Source organism: Flavobacteriaceae bacterium HL-DH10 (genome assembly GCA_031826515.1).
GTDB classification, from domain to species: Bacteria; Bacteroidota; Bacteroidia; order Flavobacteriales; family Flavobacteriaceae; genus Thalassobellus; species Thalassobellus suaedae.
The window spans coordinates 2,362,501-2,383,487 of record CP134536.1; the positions used below are offsets into that span (position 1 = coordinate 2,362,501).

Annotated in this window: 15 protein-coding genes, 1 tRNA gene and 2 rRNA genes (1 of these 18 running past the window's edge); 15 read left to right on the top strand and 3 right to left on the bottom strand. The window is 32.9% G+C overall.

What is annotated here, in order from left to right; translation table 11 throughout:
• The 5 genes from RHP49_10060 to RHP49_10080 form a co-directional block, all read left to right on the top strand.
• Positions 1-2,157: ribosomal RNA gene (locus RHP49_10060) — 23S ribosomal RNA — on the top strand (it extends 665 nt beyond the left edge of the window).
• A 137-nt stretch (positions 2,158-2,294) separates the two neighbouring features.
• A 5S ribosomal RNA gene (gene rrf / locus RHP49_10065) occupies positions 2,295-2,402 on the top strand.
• A 271-nt stretch (positions 2,403-2,673) separates the two neighbouring features.
• Positions 2,674-2,874, top strand: coding sequence for a hypothetical protein (locus RHP49_10070; GenBank protein WNH11258.1), 201 nt, complete (start codon positions 2,674-2,676; stop codon positions 2,872-2,874).
• A gap of 360 nt (positions 2,875-3,234) precedes the next feature.
• Positions 3,235-3,534: a hypothetical protein gene (locus RHP49_10075; GenBank protein ID WNH11259.1), complete on the top strand. Its 300-nt coding sequence runs from the start codon at positions 3,235-3,237 to the stop codon at positions 3,532-3,534.
• Between the two features lie 251 nt (positions 3,535-3,785).
• Complete coding sequence (locus tag RHP49_10080) at positions 3,786-4,985, top strand: hypothetical protein (protein ID WNH11260.1); 1,200 nt, start codon at positions 3,786-3,788, stop codon at positions 4,983-4,985.
• 709 nt (positions 4,986-5,694) lie between these two features.
• Here RHP49_10080 and RHP49_10085 read toward each other — a convergent pair.
• Positions 5,695-5,767: transfer RNA gene (locus tag RHP49_10085), tRNA-Phe, on the bottom strand.
• Between the two features lie 181 nt (positions 5,768-5,948).
• On the opposite strand from RHP49_10085, the gene RHP49_10090 reads away from it, so the two are divergent.
• From RHP49_10090 to RHP49_10135, 10 genes are all read left to right on the top strand, one after another.
• Positions 5,949-6,680, top strand: a complete 732-nt coding sequence (locus RHP49_10090; protein WNH11261.1) for a type III pantothenate kinase — start codon at positions 5,949-5,951, stop codon at positions 6,678-6,680.
• Complete coding sequence (locus tag RHP49_10095) at positions 6,677-7,993, top strand: hypothetical protein (GenBank protein WNH11262.1); 1,317 nt, start codon at positions 6,677-6,679, stop codon at positions 7,991-7,993. Before RHP49_10090 ends, RHP49_10095 begins: the two co-directional genes overlap by 4 nt.
• A gap of 18 nt (positions 7,994-8,011) precedes the next feature.
• Entirely contained in the window at positions 8,012-9,385 is a 1,374-nt protein-coding gene (locus RHP49_10100) for a hypothetical protein (GenBank protein ID WNH11263.1), read from the top strand.
• A gap of 6 nt (positions 9,386-9,391) precedes the next feature.
• Complete coding sequence (gene lptC / locus RHP49_10105) at positions 9,392-9,946, top strand: LPS export ABC transporter periplasmic protein LptC (protein ID WNH11264.1); 555 nt, start codon at positions 9,392-9,394, stop codon at positions 9,944-9,946.
• Positions 9,947-10,164: 218 nt separating this feature from the next.
• Positions 10,165-10,359, top strand: a complete 195-nt coding sequence (locus RHP49_10110) for a hypothetical protein (GenBank protein ID WNH11265.1) — start codon at positions 10,165-10,167, stop codon at positions 10,357-10,359.
• On the top strand, positions 10,360-11,649 hold the full coding sequence (locus RHP49_10115) for a hemolysin family protein (protein ID WNH11266.1): 1,290 nt from the start codon (positions 10,360-10,362) through the stop codon (positions 11,647-11,649). It abuts the gene before it with no gap.
• Between the two features lie 157 nt (positions 11,650-11,806).
• Positions 11,807-13,936, top strand: a complete 2,130-nt coding sequence (locus RHP49_10120) for a SurA N-terminal domain-containing protein (GenBank protein ID WNH11267.1) — start codon at positions 11,807-11,809, stop codon at positions 13,934-13,936.
• Between the two features lie 230 nt (positions 13,937-14,166).
• A complete protein-coding gene (locus RHP49_10125) occupies positions 14,167-15,081 on the top strand; it encodes a dihydrodipicolinate synthase family protein (protein ID WNH11268.1) in 915 nt (304 codons plus the stop codon).
• Positions 15,082-15,184: 103 nt separating this feature from the next.
• On the top strand, positions 15,185-16,663 hold the full coding sequence (locus RHP49_10130) for a sodium:solute symporter (GenBank protein ID WNH11269.1): 1,479 nt from the start codon (positions 15,185-15,187) through the stop codon (positions 16,661-16,663).
• Between the two features lie 29 nt (positions 16,664-16,692).
• Complete coding sequence (locus RHP49_10135; protein WNH11270.1) at positions 16,693-18,474, top strand: L-fucose isomerase; 1,782 nt, start codon at positions 16,693-16,695, stop codon at positions 18,472-18,474.
• Between the two features lie 249 nt (positions 18,475-18,723).
• Here the strand turns inward: RHP49_10135 and RHP49_10140 are convergent, their stop codons facing one another.
• Entirely contained in the window at positions 18,724-19,638 is a 915-nt protein-coding gene (locus RHP49_10140; GenBank protein WNH11271.1) for a GYDIA family GHMP kinase, read from the bottom strand.
• A 3-nt stretch (positions 19,639-19,641) separates the two neighbouring features.
• The gene (locus tag RHP49_10145) at positions 19,642-20,970 is read right to left on the bottom strand and encodes a hydroxymethylglutaryl-CoA reductase, degradative (protein ID WNH11272.1); all 1,329 of its coding nucleotides are present in this window, start codon (positions 20,968-20,970) and stop codon (positions 19,642-19,644) included.
• Between the last annotated feature and the right edge of the window lie 17 nt (positions 20,971-20,987).

The following is a 20,987-nucleotide window of genomic DNA, read 5'->3' on the forward strand; positions in this document are numbered from 1 at the left end:
TGAATAGGGCGCTTTAGTTAGTAGTGGTAGACGCGAAACCGTGTGATCTACCCATGGGCAGGTTGAAGCTGTAGTAACATACAGTGGAGGACCGAACCGGTTGACGTTGAAAAGTCTTCGGATGACCTGTGGGTAGGGGTGAAAGGCCAATCAAACTCGGAAATAGCTCGTACTCCCCGAAATGCATTTAGGTGCAGCGTTGATTTATAGTTTTATAGAGGTAGAGCTACTGATTGGATGCGGGGGCTTCACCGCCTACCAATTCCTGACAAACTCCGAATGCTATAAAATGTTAATCAGCAGTGAGGGCATGGGTGCTAAGGTCCATGTCCGAGAGGGAAAGAACCCAGACCATCAGCTAAGGTCCCAAAATATATGTTAAGTTGAACTAACGAGGTTGAACTGCTTAGACAGCTAGGATGTTGGCTTGGAAGCAGCCATTCATTTAAAGAGTGCGTAACAGCTCACTAGTCGAGCGGTTCGGCATGGATAATAATCGGGCATAAACATATTACCGAAGCTATGGGATAGAAATATCGGTAGGGGAGCATTGTAGTGTCGTCGAAGGTGTGCTGTGAGGCATGCTGGAGAAGCTACAAAAGAAAATGTAGGCATAAGTAACGATAATGCGGGCGAGAAACCCGCACACCGAAAGACTAAGGTTTCCTCAGCTATGCTAATCAGCTGAGGGTTAGTCGGGACCTAACGCGAACCCGAAAGGGGTAGTGGATGGACAACAGGTTAATATTCCTGTACCTGCTCACATTAAAAGTGACGGAGGCGAAAAGTTAGTGCGTACTGACGGAATAGTACGTTGAAGCGAGTGGTAACACCGCGATAGTACACTGAGACTTCGGTCAAGGTGATAATCTAGCAAATCGACTTCCAAGAAAAGCAAGTGAAGCAGCCCGTACCCTAAACCGACACAGGTAGTTGGGATGAGAATTCTAAGGTGCTCGAGAGATTCATGGCTAAGGAATTAGGCAAAATAGACTCGTAACTTCGGGAGAAGAGTCGCCACCCTTCGGGGTGGCCGCAGTGAAAAGGTCCAGGCGACTGTTTATCAAAAACACAGGGCTATGCTAAATTGAAAGATGATGTATATGGCCTGACACCTGCCCGGTGCTGGAAGGTTAAGTGGAGGGTTTAGCTTCGGCGAAGATCTTAAATGAAGCCCCAGTAAACGGCGGCCGTAACTATAACGGTCCTAAGGTAGCGAAATTCCTTGTCGGGTAAGTTCCGACCTGCACGAATGGTGCAACGATCTGGACACTGTCTCAGCCATGAGCTCGGTGAAATTGTAGTATCGGTGAAGATGCCGATTACCCGCTGTGGGACGAAAAGACCCCGTGCACCTTTACTATAGCTTAGTATTGGTTTTGGATAAGTAATGTGTAGGATAGGTGGGAGACTTTGAAGTGGCGTCGCTAGGCGTTGTGGAGTCATTGTTGAAATACCACCCTTTGCTTATCTAGAGTCTAACCTTCGTAGAAGGGACAGTGCTTGGTGGGTAGTTTGACTGGGGTGGTCGCCTCCAAAAGAGTAACGGAGGCTTCTAAAGGTTCCCTCAGCACGCTTGGTAACCGTGCGTAGAGTGCAATGGCATAAGGGAGCTTGACTGAGAGACCTACAAGTCGATCAGGTTGGAAACAAGAGCATAGTGATCCGGTGGTTCCGCATGGAAGGGCCATCGCTCAAAGGATAAAAGGTACGCCGGGGATAACAGGCTGATCTCCCCCAAGAGCTCATATCGACGGGGGGGTTTGGCACCTCGATGTCGGCTCGTCACATCCTGGGGCTGGAGAAGGTCCCAAGGGTTGGGCTGTTCGCCCATTAAAGTGGCACGCGAGCTGGGTTCAGAACGTCGTGAGACAGTTCGGTCTCTATCTACAGTGGGCGTTAGAAATTTGAGTGGATCTGACTCTAGTACGAGAGGACCGAGTTGGACAAACCTCTGGTGTATCTGTTGTTCCGCCAGGAGCATTGCAGAGTAGCTACGTTTGGAAGGGATAAGCGCTGAAAGCATATAAGCGCGAAACCCACCACAAGATGAGATTTCTTTAAAGGGTCGTGGAAGATTACCACGTTGATAGGCTATAGGTGTAAAGGCAGTAATGTCATAGCCGAGTAGTACTAATAACCCATAGGCTTATTGTACGCCTGTTTTTTTATAAGTTCAATATACAATTATAACAATCATGTCTCTTATTTTCAATATGTTAAGATATTTGTTCCGATTTTAATCGGGACGCTGTATGCTAAAGGATAATATCCAATAGCGAGCAGCTATAACTTAAGGTGGTTATAGCGACGGGGCTCACCTCTTACCATTCCGAACAGAGAAGTTAAGCCCGTTAGCGCCGATGGTACTGCATTTGTGGGAGAGTAGGTCGTTGCCTTTTTTAAGTCCTCAACATTTATTTGTTGAGGACTTTTTTTTGATCTATACTCTAATTATTCTTTAGTTACACTCTTTTTTTGTCTTAAACTCAAAGTATCCAAATACTTTATAGGGATCAATCCCAATTGTTGTGTTTAAGCAAATATTCTGGTTAGTCTAAAAAGGAATAACTCTAAATTTTTAATATATTAGTTGATAGTAGGACAAACAAAACAGGACAAAACAATGTTATTGTCAAAGGAGAAGGCTCAGACCTAAACAAAGTAGAGGCTTTGAAGGGCAGAGCTAAACGAAAAACCATTACACAAATAATGATGTTAAAACTCATTGAAATAGCACAGGAAGAAGGAGAACCTGAATTAGAGAAATCGTATTGGAATACATATTATTGCCAACAAAATCTTTTACTGCTGATGGCAGACTTTATGTTAAGTATTGCAAAAATAGATTTTGTACGTTGTGTTGTAGTGTAAGAAAAGCCGAAATTATTAATAAATATTATCCGGTTATGAAACAATGGAAAGAGCCATATTTTTTAACCTTAACAGTTAAATCGTGCAATGGTTATAATTTACGACGATATATTAAGAAATTTATATTTGGTTTTCAAAGAATTACATAAAAGCATAGAAAACGCTATCAAAGAGGAAAAGGTAAAAAAAACTTATGGGTGTGCGTTCATTAGAATGTAATTTTAACCCAATTAAGAAAACTTATAACTCACATTCCATATAATAACAAAAGACAAAGAAACTGCTGAAATTTTGCTTTCTGAATGGCTTAAGTTATGGATACCAAAGTTTGCTAAAAAAACTGCTCAAAATTTACAAAAGGTGAAGGATTTAGAAACAGGTTTAATTGAGATTATAAAATATGGAAGTAAAATTTTTACTGAACCCGATTTAAAAAAGAGAAGTAAAGAAACTCAAACAGCCCAAATATATGTTATAACATTAAATACTATTCTCATGCCAATGAATAGTAAACGAATTTTTGACCGTTTTGGTTTCAATTTGCCTAAACAAAAACAAATCAAACAAATACCAGCTAAATTGCTATCTAATTATAATGAATGGGAGTATGATATAGTTTCATCTGATTGGGTTAATGTCTCTACAGGTGAAAAGCTTTGACGTTATGAATTGCCTTCTTATTTAAATGCTGTTTTAAATAAGAACATTAATGATAATTTAGTATAAACTAGAATATAGAATATGAGAATAAGTTAAAAAAAATAGAAAAGGAATAATAGACCAAAATTGTGATAAATGTTTAAAAATAAACCAGCTTAATAATTAAATTAAATAATTCTATTTGCATTTAATAAACCTATCAATTTGTACTACTTTAGATAAATAATCAAAATGAAATTAAGCTGTAATAAATGAATAAATTGATTTTACACGTTGGACCAGGTAAATGTGGGTCTTCAACAATACAGAGCTTTTTCATGAGCAACAATAACCCATGTGTTGAGGATACAAAATTTATCATCTTAGAGCCAAAAGAAATAACCAAAATCAATCGACCCAATCCAACAGAAGAATCAATTGGTTATTATACAAAACTATTGAATGATAATATCAATCCAAACAAAACACTTATTTTAAGCCATGAGTATCTTTTTGACTGCCAATACTCAATCAGGAACATTTGTAGTATTTCATCAAATAAAGTTGCAGAAATATTAATTATTGGGTATACTAGAAAACAATCTGGTTATTTAGTTTCTTCCTATTCACAATGGCTGTTCAGGTTATCGGATAGGGTTAAAGAGGTCAATGATGTTATATTAAATATTGGTATAGACCCAAATTATTTCACAGGAGTTGAAAGGCATTTAATAGCCTCGATTGTGAACGATTTTTATACTGCTAGAAATCTTTCTAATGTGTTGATAATAAATTGGAACCAATATTACGGAGAAATAGAAAATCTTGTTTCTTCTTACGGTGTTAAAATTAGATGTGGTTTACTTCCAGATAAAAAGTCTACAAAAAATCTTATTCAGGATTTCTGTGACAGAACTGGACTGACAATCAAAAATGAGTTGTTGCGATCTACCAATTCAAAAGCAAATCTATCATTTAACAGCGACCTTATTGAAGCCATAAACAATGCAAAAGAGTTTAGAATGCTAACACTTCTTCCCAATGATGATAATGATTTTTTCAATAATATTTCCAACATAATGATATCTAATACCTTATCAGATGATGAGTTTATGTTTGACCTAAATAGATATATCGATTCTTATTTTTACAGTCCAAACATGGAATTATGCAAAAAATTTGATTTGAACAAAGGTTATTATGAAATATCAAAAAAATGTTCAAAGGATGAAATATTGCACATAATCAAAAATGAACAGACCAAACGGATAAAAGATAACCGTATGCTTAAAAAATATAAGGAACTGAACGGAGCAATGGCAGAGTTATTTTTTAACTATTATAAATCCCAACAAAAGGAAAATATTGTCCAAGCTAATCCCAAGAATAGTGTCAAGTCGAGTGAAAAGAACTTTGGCAATTACTATCTTGTTAGTTGGTTGAAAAATGAATTAAAGCGCATTTTTAGATAATTGTAAGCAAAGATTTTCAATATGAAATCAACTAATAAGTAGAATGAGTCTTTGATTGAGAGAGTAAATTACATATTTAGATTAACTGAAGTCCGATTTAAACTGTGATTAAATAATAGGCGAATTTAATCATGAGGTCATTATTTTTTATAAAAATAGCAGAACTGTTAACGATAATGTCAATCAAAAAAAACAAAGACTTGTAAATCATATGATTACATGGGTTTTCGCGGAGAAAGAGGATTTTAAACTTAATACCTATCCTTTATATAGCGTGTATTTTTGAAAAGGAAAACCAAATATTTTAACCCACCCCCTTTTTGAATTTATAAAGAACTCTAAATATTTTTTCACTTTTTTAACCTAACTTTTTAGTAATAACAGGTCTTTTAAAGCTTTCTTTGATTATAAGTTGTTAAAAAGATACTCACATTTATTAAAAGAGAAAAACCACAATTTTTTACATCTTTAATGTTTTAATTGGAATGAATAAATTATTTAGAGAGAGTGTCGATTTGCCTTATAAGACCTATTTAACAGGTGTTTTTATCTATAAAGTATCTAATTTAAGACATATATTCTCTTAGTTATCGATGATTATATTGTAATAATCCGTAAAGCATCTTTAAAATCGCTACTAAATTTGGCACTTATATAAAACAAAAAACTCACAACTTTCTAATTAATAGATTGTTATGAGTTTTTAAAGTGGTACCTCCAGGAATCGAACCAGGGACACAAGGATTTTCAGTCCTTTGCTCTACCAACTGAGCTAAGGTACCTCGCCAAAGCGGTTGCAAATATATATTGATTTTTGTTATTCGACAAGATAAATTTATAAAAAATGCATCTTATTTGTGTTTTTTTATTTTAAAAGTATTTATATGTTTTGAAATCAGTATAATAAGTTAAATGTGAATAATTATTATTCTTCATTTTGTAAATTTATACCTTTTAAAATTTATGAATCTAATTATAGATGTAGGGAATTCTTTTGTTAAACTAGCTGTTTATAGTAAGAACAAGTTGATATTTAAAGAGATTGTAGAAATCGATAAGATTTTAGAGTATATTATTTCTATTAAAAACAAATATAATAAACTTACAAATGCGATTATTTCATCTGTAGGAAGATTGAGAAAGGACGATATTAAAGTTATTAATCAACTTTTTGATTTATTAGTTTTAGATTCTAGAACTAAATTACCGTTTAAAAATCTTTATAAAACGCCTAATACTTTGGGTGTAGATAGAATTGCTTTGGTTTGTGCATCTGTTAATCAATATCCAAAAAATAATGTGCTTGTAATTGATGCAGGTACTTGTATAACTTACGATTTTATTAATACCAAAAATGAATACTTGGGAGGTGCAATATCTCCCGGATTAAGAATGCGTTATAAAGGATTAAATAATTTAACAGCAACTTTACCATTGTTAGATACTAAAACTCCCAATAACATTATAGGAAATTCTACCGAAGAATCTATACATTCTGGAGTAGTAAATGGTGTTTTAAAGGAAATTGATGGGGTAATTAAAGAATATGAACAAAAATATTCAGATTTAACAGTTATTTTAACAGGTGGAGACGCTAATTTCTTGTCTAAACAATTAAAAAGTAGCATATTTGCCAACTCTAATTTTCTTTTAGAGGGACTGAACTTTATTTTAAAATTTAATTCTAATTCATGATAAAAAAACTTGTAATAGTTTTTATTGCTGTTTTCGCCATTCAAAGTTATGCCCAAGAAGGTACAGCTTCACCTTATTCATTTTATGGAATAGGAAGCCTTAAGTTTAGAGGAACTGTAGAAAACAGAAGTATGGGTGGTTTAAGTATTTATATGGATAGTATTCATATGAATTTACGTAATCCAGCATCATACGCAGGAAAGAATATTGACGCCTATCCGTTTAGTGGAGAAAGCAGACCTGTTAAATTTACAGTAGGAAGTACATATTCTAGTTTAGATTTAAAAAGTAACTCAGGAACTGCCAAAGCATCATCAACAACCTTTGATTATTTAGCTTTATCTGTTCCTATGGGGAAATTTGGTTTTGGTTTTGGATTATTGCCATTTACTTCTGTTGGTTATAAATTAGAGTCTCTAAATACTTCTGGAGATATTTCAAATAGGTTTAATGGAGAAGGGGGAGTTAATAAAGCTTTTTTAGGTTTAGGGTATCAAATTATAGAAGGTTTAAATATTGGAGTAGATGCACATTATAATTTTGGAAATATTCAAAACAGCACTATAGAGTTTTTGTATGATAATGATGGGAGTCTTACTCAATATCAATCTCGTGAAAATAACAGGTCAGATTTAAGTGGATTAAATTTTAATTTAGGCTTGTCTTATAAAACCATGTTAACAGAAAAGCTTGAGTTTGTTTCTGCTTTTACATTTACACCTGAAAGTACATTAGTGTCAAAAAATGAACGATCATTTTCTACAGTAACGACATCAACTACAAATCCAGGACAAGAGTTTGAAGTTGGTCGTATTGATGTTGATTTAGAATCTTTAGGTTTACTTGAAACAGATTTAGTACTACCTTCTAAGTATTCAATAGGAGCAGGAATAGGGAAACCAAGAAAATGGTTTGCTGGTGCAGAATACACATCTCAAAAAACAAGTAATTTTTCTAATGTTTTATACAGTAGCACTACTACACAGTATGAGGACGCTACAACCTTTTCTTTAGGAGGGTTTTATATTCCACAATATAATTCATTTTCAAGTTATTTAAAACGAACTACTTATAGGGCAGGTGTGCGCTATGAAAAAACAGGTTTAAATATAAATAATGAGTCAATAAATGAGTTTGGCATATCTTTTGGTCTAGGTTTACCAGTAGGAAACGGAATATCGAATGCAAACTTAGGTTTCGAGATTGGAAAAAGAGGTACAACCAACAGTAATTTAATACAAGAGAATTTTATAAATATTCAATTAAGTTTATCTTTGAACGATAGATGGTTTCAAAAAAGAAAATTTGACTAACAGATTAAAATTATTATCATGAAGGCGAAAATTACATTATTAATATTATTATTTTTAGGAATAAACATAGGTTTTGCGCAGCAAGATGAAGAGTGTATGACTAAACTTTCCATATTCCATGAGTATGTAAAGGCTAAAAATTACGATGCTGCTTACGAACCATGGATGGCAGTTAGAAATAAATGTCCAAAGTTTAATAATGCTATATATGTTGATGGCGATAAAATTTTAAATGATAAAATTGATAAATCTACAGGAGCCGAGAAAAAAGCTTTTATAGAAGATTTATTAAAACTTTGGGAGCAAAGAGCCGAGCATTTTGCTAGTAAAACTCCAAAAGGAGAATATGCAGCTAAAGCTTGTCAATTAATGTATGATAATAAAGATGTTTTAGGGAAAACAAATGAAGAATTATATGAGTGCTTTGATGCCGCTTATAAATTAGATAAAGCAACATTTACAAACCCTAAAAGTTTGTACACTTATTTTTCTTTAATGGTAGATTTATATGATGCTGGTAAAAAAACTGCGGCAGATTTATTTAATAAATACGATGATATTGCTGAAAAAGTTGAAGATGAAGTTGAAAATTATTCAGTAAAACTTAATAAACTTATTGAAAAAGAAGAAGCAGGAACTGCTTTAACAAGTAAAGAAGGTAAGTATAAAAGGTTTTACGAAAGTTATTTAAAAGCTTACGACCAAATATCTGGTAGTATTGATGGGAAATTAGGACCTAGAGCAAATTGTGAAAATTTAATTCCTTTGTATCAAAGAGATTTTGAAGAAAACATACATGATGCTGTTTGGTTGAAACGTGCGGTTAGTAGAATGTTTAATAAAGAATGTACTGATGACCCGTTATATATTAAATTAGTAAAAGCTTATGATGAAGAAGCGCCTTCTGCAGATACGAAGTACTTTGTTGCAGGGTTGTTATTAAAAGATAATAAAGAAACTGAGGCTATTAGTTATTTTAATCAATCATTCGATTTAGAAACTGATCCTTTTAAGAAATCTAAGTTAGCTTACAGAATTGGACTGATTCTTAAAAAGAAAGGTAGATATGGTCAAGCTAAAGGATACTTTAGAAATGCTCTTAAGTTAAATCCTTCAAACGGAAGACCTCACATGGCTATAGCAGCTATGTATGCTTCAAGTGCTAATGATTGTGGTGATACAACTTTTAATAAAAGAGCCGTATATTGGTTAGCGGCAGACGAAGCTAGAAGAGCAGCACGTGTAGACCCTACTTTAAAAAGTGCAGCGGCAAAATCTGTAGCTAATTATATGGCTAAAGCACCTTCAAAAGCAGATATTTTTACGGCTGCCAATTCTGGACAAACCATTAAAATAGGATGTTGGATTAATTCTTCTGTTACAGTACCTTAATTAAGAATGAGTTTAAAACAAATATATAATATTAAAAACATAGTCACAGTAATTACTGTGACTATGTTTTTTTCATGTAATAACAGTTTAAAAAAGGTTCAACAAATGGGCGTTTCTGAAAATGAACCTGCTAGTATTGCTGAAAATATTAATATGAAGTATACAGACTCAGGACGAGTTACAAGAAATCTTTTGAGTCCTAAAATGTTGGATTTCTCAAATCGAGATTTTCCTTATTATGAGTTTCCAGAGGGTGTTACATTATATTTATTTGATAAAAATAATGATAAGACCACCATAATTTCTGATTATGCTATAACCTATAATAAAACAAACCTCATTGATTTGCAAGGAAATGTAAATATCATCACTAAAACTAATGGTACTTTATTAGCTGAACAATTATTCTTTGACCAAGATAAATCATGGGTGTTTACTAATAAGCCTGTTACCTACAAAACGAATACTGATGAAATTAACGGTAATGGTTTTGATTCTAATACAGATTTTACAAATGCAGAAGTGTTGGAAGTTACAGGTGTTATTTCCATAGACGAATAGTTAACTTATTAAAATCATTCTTCCTTTTTTAATTATCTTTGTACAAATTAAGATATAGGATAGGGTTGCTTCTTTTTGTTCAGCGTAAAGCCATATCACAATCTTAAAAAATTATAAATGTAAAGAGGTGAAACATTCATTACTATAATTTAATCATACAGATAGATAATAATATGAATGTTAGAGCTGACAATTAAAAAACAAATAGAAATAAACAGATGAAATATTCTAAGATTTTTCAATACGCATATTTAGTTTTTGCCGCATTATTTATATATGATGGCTTCTCAAAATGGGGTGATGGGACCAATAGAGCTTATGTCGCTTTTGGATTAGCAGCATTAGCTGTGTTTATGTATTTCTTTAGACAAAAATTTAGAAGAAAATATGAAAACAAAGACAATTCAAAATAAATGAGTATTTATGTACTTATTATAATTGTATCCTTAATTCTTTCGGCTTTTTTTTCAGGAATGGAGATTGCATATATATCTTCAAATAAAATTCATATTGAAATTGAAAAAAAACAAGAAGGAATACTAGCTAAAGTTTTAGCTAAGTTAACAGCAAAACCTTCTAAATTTATTACAACGATGCTTATTGGCAACAATATAGCACTTGTAATTTATGGGTTTTTTATGGGAGATTTATTGGTAGATTGGTTTCAATCACTGTTACCAACATCCTATACTTTTACAGATGCTATGTTAACAGATTTTAGTTTGCTAACACAAACTATTATATCTACAATTGTTATATTAATAACAGCAGAGTTTTTACCTAAAGTCTTTTTTCAAATTTATGCCAATTCATTAATAAAAGCTTTGGCTATTCCTGCATATGTTTTTTATGTGTTATTTACATTTGTTTCAGATTTTGTTATTTGGATTTCAGACATTATTTTAAAAACCTTTTTTAAAACTGAAGGCGATCAAATTCAACTCGCATTTACAAAATTAGAGTTAGTTAATTATATAAGTGAGCAAATGGAGTCTGTTGAAGAACATGATGACGTTGATTCCGAAATACAGATTTTTCAAAATGCGTTAGAGTTTTCAGAAGTAAAAGCACGCGAAGTGATGGTGCCTCGTACCGAAATTATCGCTGTTGAAATTACAGATTCTGTAAAATCTTTAAATGCGCTTTTTACAGAAACAGGACGTACCAAAATATTAATATATAAAGATACTATTGATGATATTTTAGGGTACGTACACTCTTTTGAGTTGTTTAAAAAAACAAAGGACATCAAGTCTATGATTATGCCTGTAGAGTTTGTTCCTGAAACGGTGCTTGTTAAAGATGTGCTTAATGTGCTAACAAAAAAGCGAAAAAGCATAGCGGTTGTTTTAGATGAATATGGTGGTACATCTGGTATTATGACGGTAGAAGATATTGTTGAAGAATTATTTGGGGAAATTGAAGATGAGCATGATACCATAGATTTAATTGAAGAGAGAATAGATGAATCTACGTTTAAATTTTCAGCACGTTTAGAAGTTGATTATCTAAATGAAGCATACAAGTTAAATCTTCCAGAAAGTGAGAATTATGAAACTTTAGGTGGTTTAGTGGTTAATCATACAGAAGAAATACCAGAGCAGAATGAGATTGTGAAAATCGATAATTTTCAATTTGAAATATTAGAAGTGTCAAACACAAAAATCGATATGCTACAACTAAAACTTTTAGAAGAAGATTAAATCTATCCAGGTTAAAATAATTAATGCAACTTTCTGCTTTTATTATTAAATAGAAAATGGTATTTTCGCGCACGATATTTTCGTCAATTTTAATTAATTGATAATCAATTTAACAAGTTAAATCCAAAAAAAGGGTTTTATAAAATTCAACAAACCAATGGCAGTTTTAAATAAAATAAGACAACGTTCACTATTTTTAATCATTGTTATAGCCTTAGCGTTATTTTCTTTTGTATTAGCAGATTTATTTAAAAACGGTGATGCGCTTACAGCAAAATCACAAAATATAGTTGCTACTATAAATGGTAAAGATATTACACGTGAAGATTTTTTACAAAAAGTAGAAGCTGCACAAAGACAAGCAGGACCTAGTGCAACTAGTACTCAAGTTATGAATAGAGTTTGGGAGCAAGAGGTTAGACAAGCAGTTATGGAAACTCAATTTGAAGAGTTGGGTATTACTGTAGAGAAAGATCAAATGCGAGACTTGTTAAAAACGGCTTTAGCAACAAATCCTCAATTTTTAAATGAAGCTGGTTTATTTGATGAAAATAAATTAAATGAATACATAGCTAATTTAAAAGAAACATCACCTGTTGGTTTTGAAGGATGGGTTAATTACGAAAAATCTATAGCAGCTAATGGTTTACAACAAAACTACTTTAACATGGTTAAAGCAGGTTTAACAGGAACATTAGCCGAAGGTGAATTAGAACATAAACTAGAAGGGAATAAAGTTGATATTAAGTTTGTACAGGTAGCATATTCTACAATAGCAGATAGTCTTGTTAAAGTTTCAAAATCTGATGTTGAAAGTTATATAAATAAAAACAAAAAGAAATACGAAGTTGATGCTTCAAGAGATATTAAGTTTGTTGAGTTTAAAGAGGCGCCAAGTGTTGAAGATGAAAATGCTATAAAAGCTCAGTTAGAAGGATTGTTAAAAGACAAAGTTGAATACAACCAAGTTTCAAAAGCAAATGAAAATATTGTAGGCTTTTTAAATACAACTGATAACGAAGGGTTTATTAATTCGAATTCAGATATTAAATTTGATAATCGCTTTGTATTCAAATCAAGTTTGCCAACAGCTTTTGCCGATAGTATTTATAATTTAAATGTAGGTGAAGTTTTTGGACCGTATAAGGATAATGGGTATTTCAAAATATCAAAAGTTATTGCTGTTAAACAAATTCCAGATTCAGCAAAAGTAAGACACATATTATTACCATTTATTGGTTCTCAAAGTGCAGGACCAGATGTAACTCAATCTGAAGCACAAGCTAAAGCGACTGCCGATAGTCTTTTAACAGTTCTTAAATCTAATCGTTCTAAGTTTCCTGATTTTGTAAAAGAATTTTCTTCAGATCAAGGAAGCGTTGAAAAAGAAGGACGTTACGATTGGCATGCTTATAATACAATGGTTCCTGAATTTAACGATTTTGAATTTGAAGGTGAAGTAGGCGATTTAGGCGTAGTTAAAACTGTTTTCGGTTTTCATATTATGGAAATTGAAGGTCAAAAAAACAAAACTAAAGCAGTACAAGTAGGAACAATAGCTAGAAGAATTGAGCCATCAGAAACTACAGTAGATAAAGTTTTTAGAGATGCTTCAAATTTTGAAATTAAAGTAGCTGATAATGACTTTGAAGAAGTTGCTAAAGAAAATAAATTTACAGTAAAACCTGTAAATGGTATAAAAGTTTTAGATGAAAACATACCAGGTGTTGGTAGTCAAAGACCAATAGTGCGTTGGGCTTTCGAAGAAGATGCTAAAATTGGAGATGTAAAACGTTTTAATGTACCTAATGGCTATGTTATTGCACAATTGGTAGCTAAGCATAAAGAAGGCTTAATGTCTGTTGAAGATGCTACGGCAAGCGTGTTGCCAGCCATAAGAAAAGAAAAGAAAGCAGAAATGATTAGAGATAGAGTTTCAGCTACAACTTTAGAGGATTTAGCGGCAGCAGAAAACACAACTGTGAGATCTGCGTCTGCAATTAATATGAAAAACCCAACTATTTCTGGAGCAGGAAGAGAACCTTTAGTTGTTGGAGCTGCTTTCGGATTAAATGAAGGGGAAACATCAAGTTTAATTGATGGTAATAATGGTGTTTATTTGATTCAAGTAACTAAAGTTACACCAGCTGTAGAGTTAGATAATTATCAAGCTGCAGCTAATAGAGTAGAGCAACAAAAAACAAATGTAGTAACATCTAAATTGTACAACGCTTTAAAAGAAGCTTCAGATATTGAAGATAATAGAGCAAAAACACAAATTCAGTAATAGATACCTTTTTTGAAATTGTAAAAATTTCAATGAAAAAAAAGCCAAACTTTTAAGTTTGGCTTTTTTTTGTCCAATATTTTTAAATAATAAACCAAAGGTCTATTTCATAACAATACTAAAGCTTTATATAATATATTTGAAATAATAGTTAACCGTTATTTTTATTAAACAAAACTGTGAATAAGAATATGAGGTTATTTTAAATATAATTTAGAATATAAAAGCAAATGGTAAATGGTATTATATCACCTATGGTAACTCCTTTGTTGTCCGACAATCTCTCTTTGGACGTTAATGGTGTTAATAGGTTAATAGAACATATAATTACAGGAGGTGTTCATGGTTTATTTATTCTTGGAACCACTGGTGAAGCCACCAGTTTAAGTTATAAAACACGTGAACAACTTATTGTTGAGAGTTGTAAAATAGTTAATAAGAGACTTCCAGTTTTTGTTGGGATTTCAGATACTTCAATAGAGGAAAGTTTAAATTTAGCATCAATAGCTCATAAAGCTGGGGCATCGGCTGTTGTAACGGCTCCTCCATTTTATTACGGTTTAGGTCAGGAAGAGTTGTTTAAATATTATTGGAGTCTTGCAGATCAACTTCCTTTACCGCTTTTCCTATATAATATGCCTTCACATACTAAAGTTAATATAGATAGAGAAACCGTAGTTCGTTTAGCGGAACATAAAAATATTATTGGCTTAAAAGATAGTTCTGCTAATACTGTATATTTTCAATCACTTTGTTATTTGCTGAAATCTAAAGATGATTTTACGCTATTGGTTGGTCCAGAAGAAATCACATCAGAAACCGTTTTGATGGGAGGAAATGGAGGTGTGAACGGAGGTTCTAATCTTTTTCCAAAACTTTATGTAGAGCTTTATAAAGCAACAATCGCTAAAGATTTTGCTCGTATAAACATACTCCAAAATTTAGTGATGGAGATTGCTACTAAGGTGTATACATTAGGGTCTTATGGTTCTAGTTATCTTAAAGGAATGAAAGGTGCTCTTGCTGCATTAGGAATTATTGAAGCTAATATAGCACCACCATTTAATACTTTTGAAGAAAAGGAGATGACAGAAGTTGTTAAAAATATTAAACGCATTGAAATAGAGATAGCAAAAGTGTTGTAATTCAATTTACAATTTAACTCTAACCAAGTTAAAACGCTTAAACTATTAAAACTCATATTTATGTAAAGCTTGCCTACACAACTAACTAATAAAATTAACATTAATGAATACCATCGATATTGTAGTCTTTTTTGTTTACATAGGAGGAATAGCGCTTTTTGGAGGGTCATTCTTTAAAAAAAATAGAACATCTTCATCATATACTGTAGGTAATAAAGATATTCCTAGTTGGGTCGTAACGATGTCTATTTTTGCTACGTTTGTAAGTAGTATAAGTTATTTAGCTCTACCTGGAAATGCTTTTCAATCTAATTGGAGTGCATTGGTTTTTAGTTTGTCGCTTCCCATAGCGACGTTAATTGCAGTTAAATACTTTGTCCCTTTATATCGAAAAATTAACAGTCCGTCAGCATATACTTTTATGGAACAACGTTTTGGTCCTTGGGCTAGAATTTATGTTTCTATTTGTTATTTGCTTACCCAATTAATGCGTATTGGTACTATTTTGTACTTACTAGCCTTAACACTTAATGCTATAGCTGGTTGGGATATTGCGACTATTATTGTGTTTACGGGGTTAATTGTAGCTGTTTATTCTATGCTTGGAGGTATTACTGCGGTACTTTGGACAGATGCTATTCAAGGCATTATTTTAATTGTAGGTGCCATAGTGTGTATTGGTTATATGCTTTTTAGCATGCCCGAAGGTCCTTCTCAAATATTTACTATTGCAGCAGACCATGATAAGTTTAGCTTAGGTAGTTTTAATTTAGATTTATCTAAGCCAACATTTTGGGTTGTTTTAGTTTACGGTGTTTTTATTAACCTTCAAAATTTCGGAATCGATCAAAATTATGTACAGCGTTATATGGTTTTAAAATCAGATAAAGAAGCTCAAAAATCAGCCTTAATTGGTGGTTTAATATATTTACCAATTTCAGCGCTGTTTCTCTTTATAGGAACTGCGCTTTATGGATATTATAATTCTGCTGAAACATTGCCTTTAGCACTTCAAGATATCAGTAAAGGCGATCGCGTATTTCCTTATTTTATTGTGAATGCCCTTCCGTCAGGAGTAACAGGTTTAATGATAGCATCTATTTTTGCTGCAGGAATGAGTACGATTTCAACAAGTTTTAATAGCTCTGCTACTGTATTTTTAACCGATTATTATAACAAGTATTTCACAAAAGATGCATCTGACAAAAAGCGAATGCAAGTACTTTATATATCTTCAATAATTATTAGTATTCTAGGTATTGGTATTGCTATTGCCATGATAAACGTTAAGAGTGCATTAGATGCTTGGTGGAAATTGTCATCTATTTTTAGTGGTGGTATGTTAGGGTTATTTCTTTTGGGAATTTTTTCAAAAACAAAAAATACTAAAGGTGCAATTACAGGAATGATTGCTGGGATACTAGTGATTCTTTGGTTAACATTTTCTGAAACCATTTTTGGTAAAGATTCGGTTGGTGCATCATTTCATACCTATTTAACTATTGTGTTCGGAACAATAGCTATCTTCCTTGTTGGCTTTTTAGTGTCTATAATAATGAAACCTAAAAATCAGTCTGTTTAATTTTAAAGATTGAATAAAATAAATTAAAAATGAATTATAAAAGTTTAATTGGACAGCTACCAAAAATAGGCATCAGACCTGTAATTGATGGTAGACTAGATGGTGTTAGAGAGTCTCTTGAAACCTCAACGATGAATATGGCAAAAATTGCCGCCGATTTCTTGTCTAAAAATTTAAGACACGCAGATGGTAGCAAAGTAGAATGTGTTATTTCAGATACGTGTATTGGAGGAGTTGCTGAAGCAGCTGCTTCTGCCGATAAATTTTCAAGAGATGGTGTTGGTGTAAGTTTAACGGTAACACCATGTTGGTGTTATGGTAGTGAAACTATAGATATGGATGCGTCAAATCCAAAAGCTATTTGGGGGTTTAATGGTACGGAGCGTCCAGGTGCTGTTTATTTAGCAGCAGCTTTAGCAGGACATAACCAAAAAGGAATTCCTGCTTTTGGTATTTATGGAAGAGATGTTCAAGATAGTGACGATACCAGTATTCCAGAAGATGTTCAAGAAAAATTATTGCTTTTCGGAAAAGCAGGATTAGCAGTTGCAACCATGAAAGGAAAGTCATATTTGTCTATGGGCTCTGTTTCTATGGGAATTGCGGGCTCGATTCTAGATCCTAATTTCTTTGAAAGCTATTTAGGTATGCGTTGTGAAAATATCGATATGTCTGAATTTATTAGAAGAATAGAACAAGAAATCTATGATAAAGAAGAATTTACAAAAGCATTAGCTTGGGCAAAAGAAAACTGTAAAGAAGGTAAAGATTATAATCCAGAAGACAGACAGAAATCAAGAGCCGAATTAGATAAAGACTGGGAGTTTGTTGTAAAAATGGCATTAATTTGTCGCGATTTAATGATAGGGAATCCTAAGTTAAAAGATATAGGATATGCTGAAGAAGCTTTAGGTAGAAACGCTATTTCTGGAGGTTTTCAAGGACAACGTCAATGGACCGATCATTTTCCTAATGGTGACTTTATGGAAGCTATTTTAACTTCATCTTTCGATTGGAATGGCATCAGGCAACCTTTTATGTTCGCCACCGAAAATGATAGTTTAAACGGTATTTCCATGTTATTTGGACATTTAATAACTGGAGCAGCACAAATATTTAGCGACGTTCGTACCTATTGGAGTCCGGAAGCTGTAAAACGTGTTACAGGACACGCTTTAACAGGTGATGCATCAAACGGATTTATTCATCTTATAAACTCAGGAGCTTCTGCTTTGGATGGTACAGGGGAGCAATCCATTGATGGTAAACCAGCTATGAAACCTTGGTGGGACATCACTGAAAGTGAAGTGGAAAAATGTTTAGAAAACACCACTTGGGGACCTGGAATGTTAGAATATTTTAGAGGCGGAGGTTTTTCATCTACCTTTAAAACAAAAGGCGGTATGCCAGTTACTATGTGTCGAATTAATATAGTCAAAGGTATTGGTCCTGTGTTGCAAATTGCCGAAGGAAAAACCATAGAACTTCCGGAAGATGTACATAATACAATAAACGAGCGGACCAATCCTACATGGCCAACCACTTGGTTTGTACCAAATTTAACGGGTAAAGGCGCTTTTAAAGATGTCTATAGTGTTATGGCAAATTGGGGGGCTAATCACGGAGCGTTCACCTACGGGCATATTGGAGCCGATTTAATTACACTAGCTTCTATGTTAAGAATTCCTGTGAATATGCATAATGTGTCTGAAGATAAAATTTTCCGGCCAAGTGCTTGGGCGTCTTTTGGTATGGATCCAGAATCGTCAGATTATAGAGCATGTGCCACTTATAAAGCCTTGTACAGTTAAAAATATATTTTAGAGTGTTACCTTTTATCCTGAACTTAGTTCAGGAACAGGTCAGGCTTTCCACTATATCTTTTGTTTTTTGTCATTCCTGAGTAGGCAGGGATCCATTAATATTGTAAACGTAAATTTTAAAAGTTCAGGGGTAATTAAAGAAAAACAAAAGGATGCCGCGTCAATCCCTAAGGCAAAAAAAGAGACTTCGATATTTTAATCAAAGTCTCTTTTTTTTAGATTAGATGTGAAATATTTTTAAAATTTAAAAACCATATCATCATAATCAACAACTGTATTGAAACCTTTATTTTTAAAGTAATTTTTAGGGTTTTCTCTAGCCGTAACTAAAACAAAATCGCCACCCCAAGCACCAAGACTTTTTATTGAACCATTAAAGTCTTTAAACAATAACTCTTTTACAGTGTCTTGTTTTATAATTTTTGAAATGAAGCTTTCATGCTGCTTTATTAAAGAATCAAAAGTCTCTATAGTTTTGCAGCTAATAATCTTTGTAGTGATATCGTTTATTTCAGAAATAACAGATTCTAAATTGGATTTATTAGCGTTGTAAGTGACAATACCGTCGCGACTATTTTGTTTTTTATTTAAGTAAACAAAATATAAGTGTTCTTTAAATATGGGATTAAAATCAACTTGTTTTATTGCTATCCTTTCTTTTTGTAATTGATAGGTAATTGGGCCGTTGTTTTGTGCGCAAGCAATATCATAACCACTACCACCAAAAGTTAGATTAAGCAATTCAAAAGCATTTACGTTTGCCCATTGTGCCACATTATTTATTAAAGTTGAAGACGTTCCTAGTCCCCAGTTTTTTGGAAATGTTAGCGATGTGGTTATTTTAAATCCGGTATTAGTATTTAAAAAATCAGGATTTAGTGTTTTGGCAGCATTTAAAATTTGAATGACTCTTTCAGATATATCATTATCAAGATTTGAAAAACCGGAAGTAATCTGCTCAATTAAAAAGGTGTCTTCAAACCAAATAGTACCAAGTTCATCTAAACTTTTCCAAATAATTTTAGGTTCATCAATGTGTTCGATATGTAATGATTGCCCTTGTTTTGTAGGAACAGCGAGCGATAAAGCACCATCAAGAACCACATATTCTCCAGTAAGTAAAAGTTTTCCGTTGCTGTAATACTTTTGCATGCGTTAATTGTTATGCTTTAATCGTAAATTTTTAATAGCGTCAACAACAGCGCTATGAGATACCGTATTTTTTTTAAAATACGCGGTTAGCGTTTCTTTTTCAATAGGTGTCGCTTCAAACTGATTTAAAATATTCATCAAATGCATTTTCATATGCCCTTCTTGAATTCCTGTGGTCGTAAGCGAGCGTAAAGCAGCAAAATTTTGAGCTAAACCAGCAACAGCAACAATTTGCATTAATTCTTTAGCGCTTGGGTGGTGCAATAATTCTAATGATAATTTTACTAACGGATGTAAGCCTGTAAGTCCGCCAACAGTACCTAATGCCAAGGGTATTTCCATCCAAAAAGTAAATATGCCATTTTCAACTTTAGCGTGCGATAAACTACTGTATTTTCCGTTTCTAGAGGCGTAGGCATGAACCCCAGCTTCTACAGCTCTAAAGTCATTACCTGTAGCTAAAACAACAGCATCAATACCATTCATAATGCCTTTATTGTGGGTTACCGCTCTATAAGGTTCAACTTCAGCAATGTTTACGGCTTGAACAAATTTATTAGCAAACTCTTCAGAAGAGATGGTTTTGTCTTCATTTAAATCCTCAACCTTGCAACTCACTTCGGCACGAACTAAACAGTCTGGAACATAATTAGAAAGAATACTCATAACTATTTGAATGTTTTTTTCTTCAGCAGAAAAAGCATCAAATACTAAAGCTTCTTTTTTAAAAGTTTTTGCAAATTCCTCTAAACAGGAATTAATAAAATTGGCACCCATAGCATCCAATGTTTCAAAAGATGCATGTAGTTGGTAATAGCCTTTTATGTCTTGTGTTTTGTCTCGTAATTCAATATCTATAATGCCACCACCACGCTTTTCCATATTTTTGGTAATGGGTGTTGCATGCTCTATTAGTTTTGGTTTTATGTAATTAAAAAAGGTTTTTAATGTTTCAACATGACCATAATACATAAAATGTACTTGTCCAATTTTTGTTGTAGATATGACTTGTGTTTTAAATCCACCTCTATTCATCCAGAATTTAGCAGCTTTACTAGCTGCTGCAACTACCGAGCTTTCTTCAATAGCCATGGGGATGGTATATAATTTATCGTTTATTAAAAAATTAGGAGCTACACCAAGCGGTAAATAGTAATTGGAAATCGTGTTTTCAATAAACTCGTCGTGTAGTTGCTGTAATATTTCGTCATCATTCCAATATTGTTTTAAAATACGTTTGGCATTATCAGTATTAGAAAAATAAGTTTCAACGATCCAATCAATTTTTTCAGATTTTGATAATTTAGAAAAACCAGCAATAGATTTACTCATAAAAAGGTAATTTACAA

What these genes read in the sequence shown, in the direction of transcription:
- RHP49_10130 (WNH11269.1), top strand. Translation starts at nt 15,185, where the DNA reads ATGAATACCATCGATATTGTAGTCTTTTTTGTTTACATAGGAGGAATA.
- RHP49_10110 (WNH11265.1), top strand. Translation starts at nt 10,165, where the DNA reads ATGAAATATTCTAAGATTTTTCAATACGCATATTTAGTTTTTGCCGCA.
- RHP49_10120 (WNH11267.1), top strand. Translation starts at nt 11,807, where the DNA reads ATGGCAGTTTTAAATAAAATAAGACAACGTTCACTATTTTTAATCATT.
- RHP49_10090 (WNH11261.1), top strand. Translation starts at nt 5,949, where the DNA reads ATGAATCTAATTATAGATGTAGGGAATTCTTTTGTTAAACTAGCTGTT.
- RHP49_10135 (WNH11270.1), top strand. Translation starts at nt 16,693, where the DNA reads ATGAATTATAAAAGTTTAATTGGACAGCTACCAAAAATAGGCATCAGA.
- lptC (WNH11264.1), top strand. Translation starts at nt 9,392, where the DNA reads ATGAGTTTAAAACAAATATATAATATTAAAAACATAGTCACAGTAATT.
- RHP49_10125 (WNH11268.1), top strand. Translation starts at nt 14,167, where the DNA reads ATGGTAAATGGTATTATATCACCTATGGTAACTCCTTTGTTGTCCGAC.
- RHP49_10100 (WNH11263.1), top strand. Translation starts at nt 8,012, where the DNA reads ATGAAGGCGAAAATTACATTATTAATATTATTATTTTTAGGAATAAAC.
- RHP49_10080 (WNH11260.1), top strand. Translation starts at nt 3,786, where the DNA reads ATGAATAAATTGATTTTACACGTTGGACCAGGTAAATGTGGGTCTTCA.
- RHP49_10145 (WNH11272.1), bottom strand. Translation starts at nt 20,970, where the DNA reads ATGAGTAAATCTATTGCTGGTTTTTCTAAATTATCAAAATCTGAAAAA.
- RHP49_10140 (WNH11271.1), bottom strand. Translation starts at nt 19,638, where the DNA reads ATGCAAAAGTATTACAGCAACGGAAAACTTTTACTTACTGGAGAATAT.
- RHP49_10095 (WNH11262.1), top strand. Translation starts at nt 6,677, where the DNA reads ATGATAAAAAAACTTGTAATAGTTTTTATTGCTGTTTTCGCCATTCAA.
- RHP49_10115 (WNH11266.1), top strand. Translation starts at nt 10,360, where the DNA reads ATGAGTATTTATGTACTTATTATAATTGTATCCTTAATTCTTTCGGCT.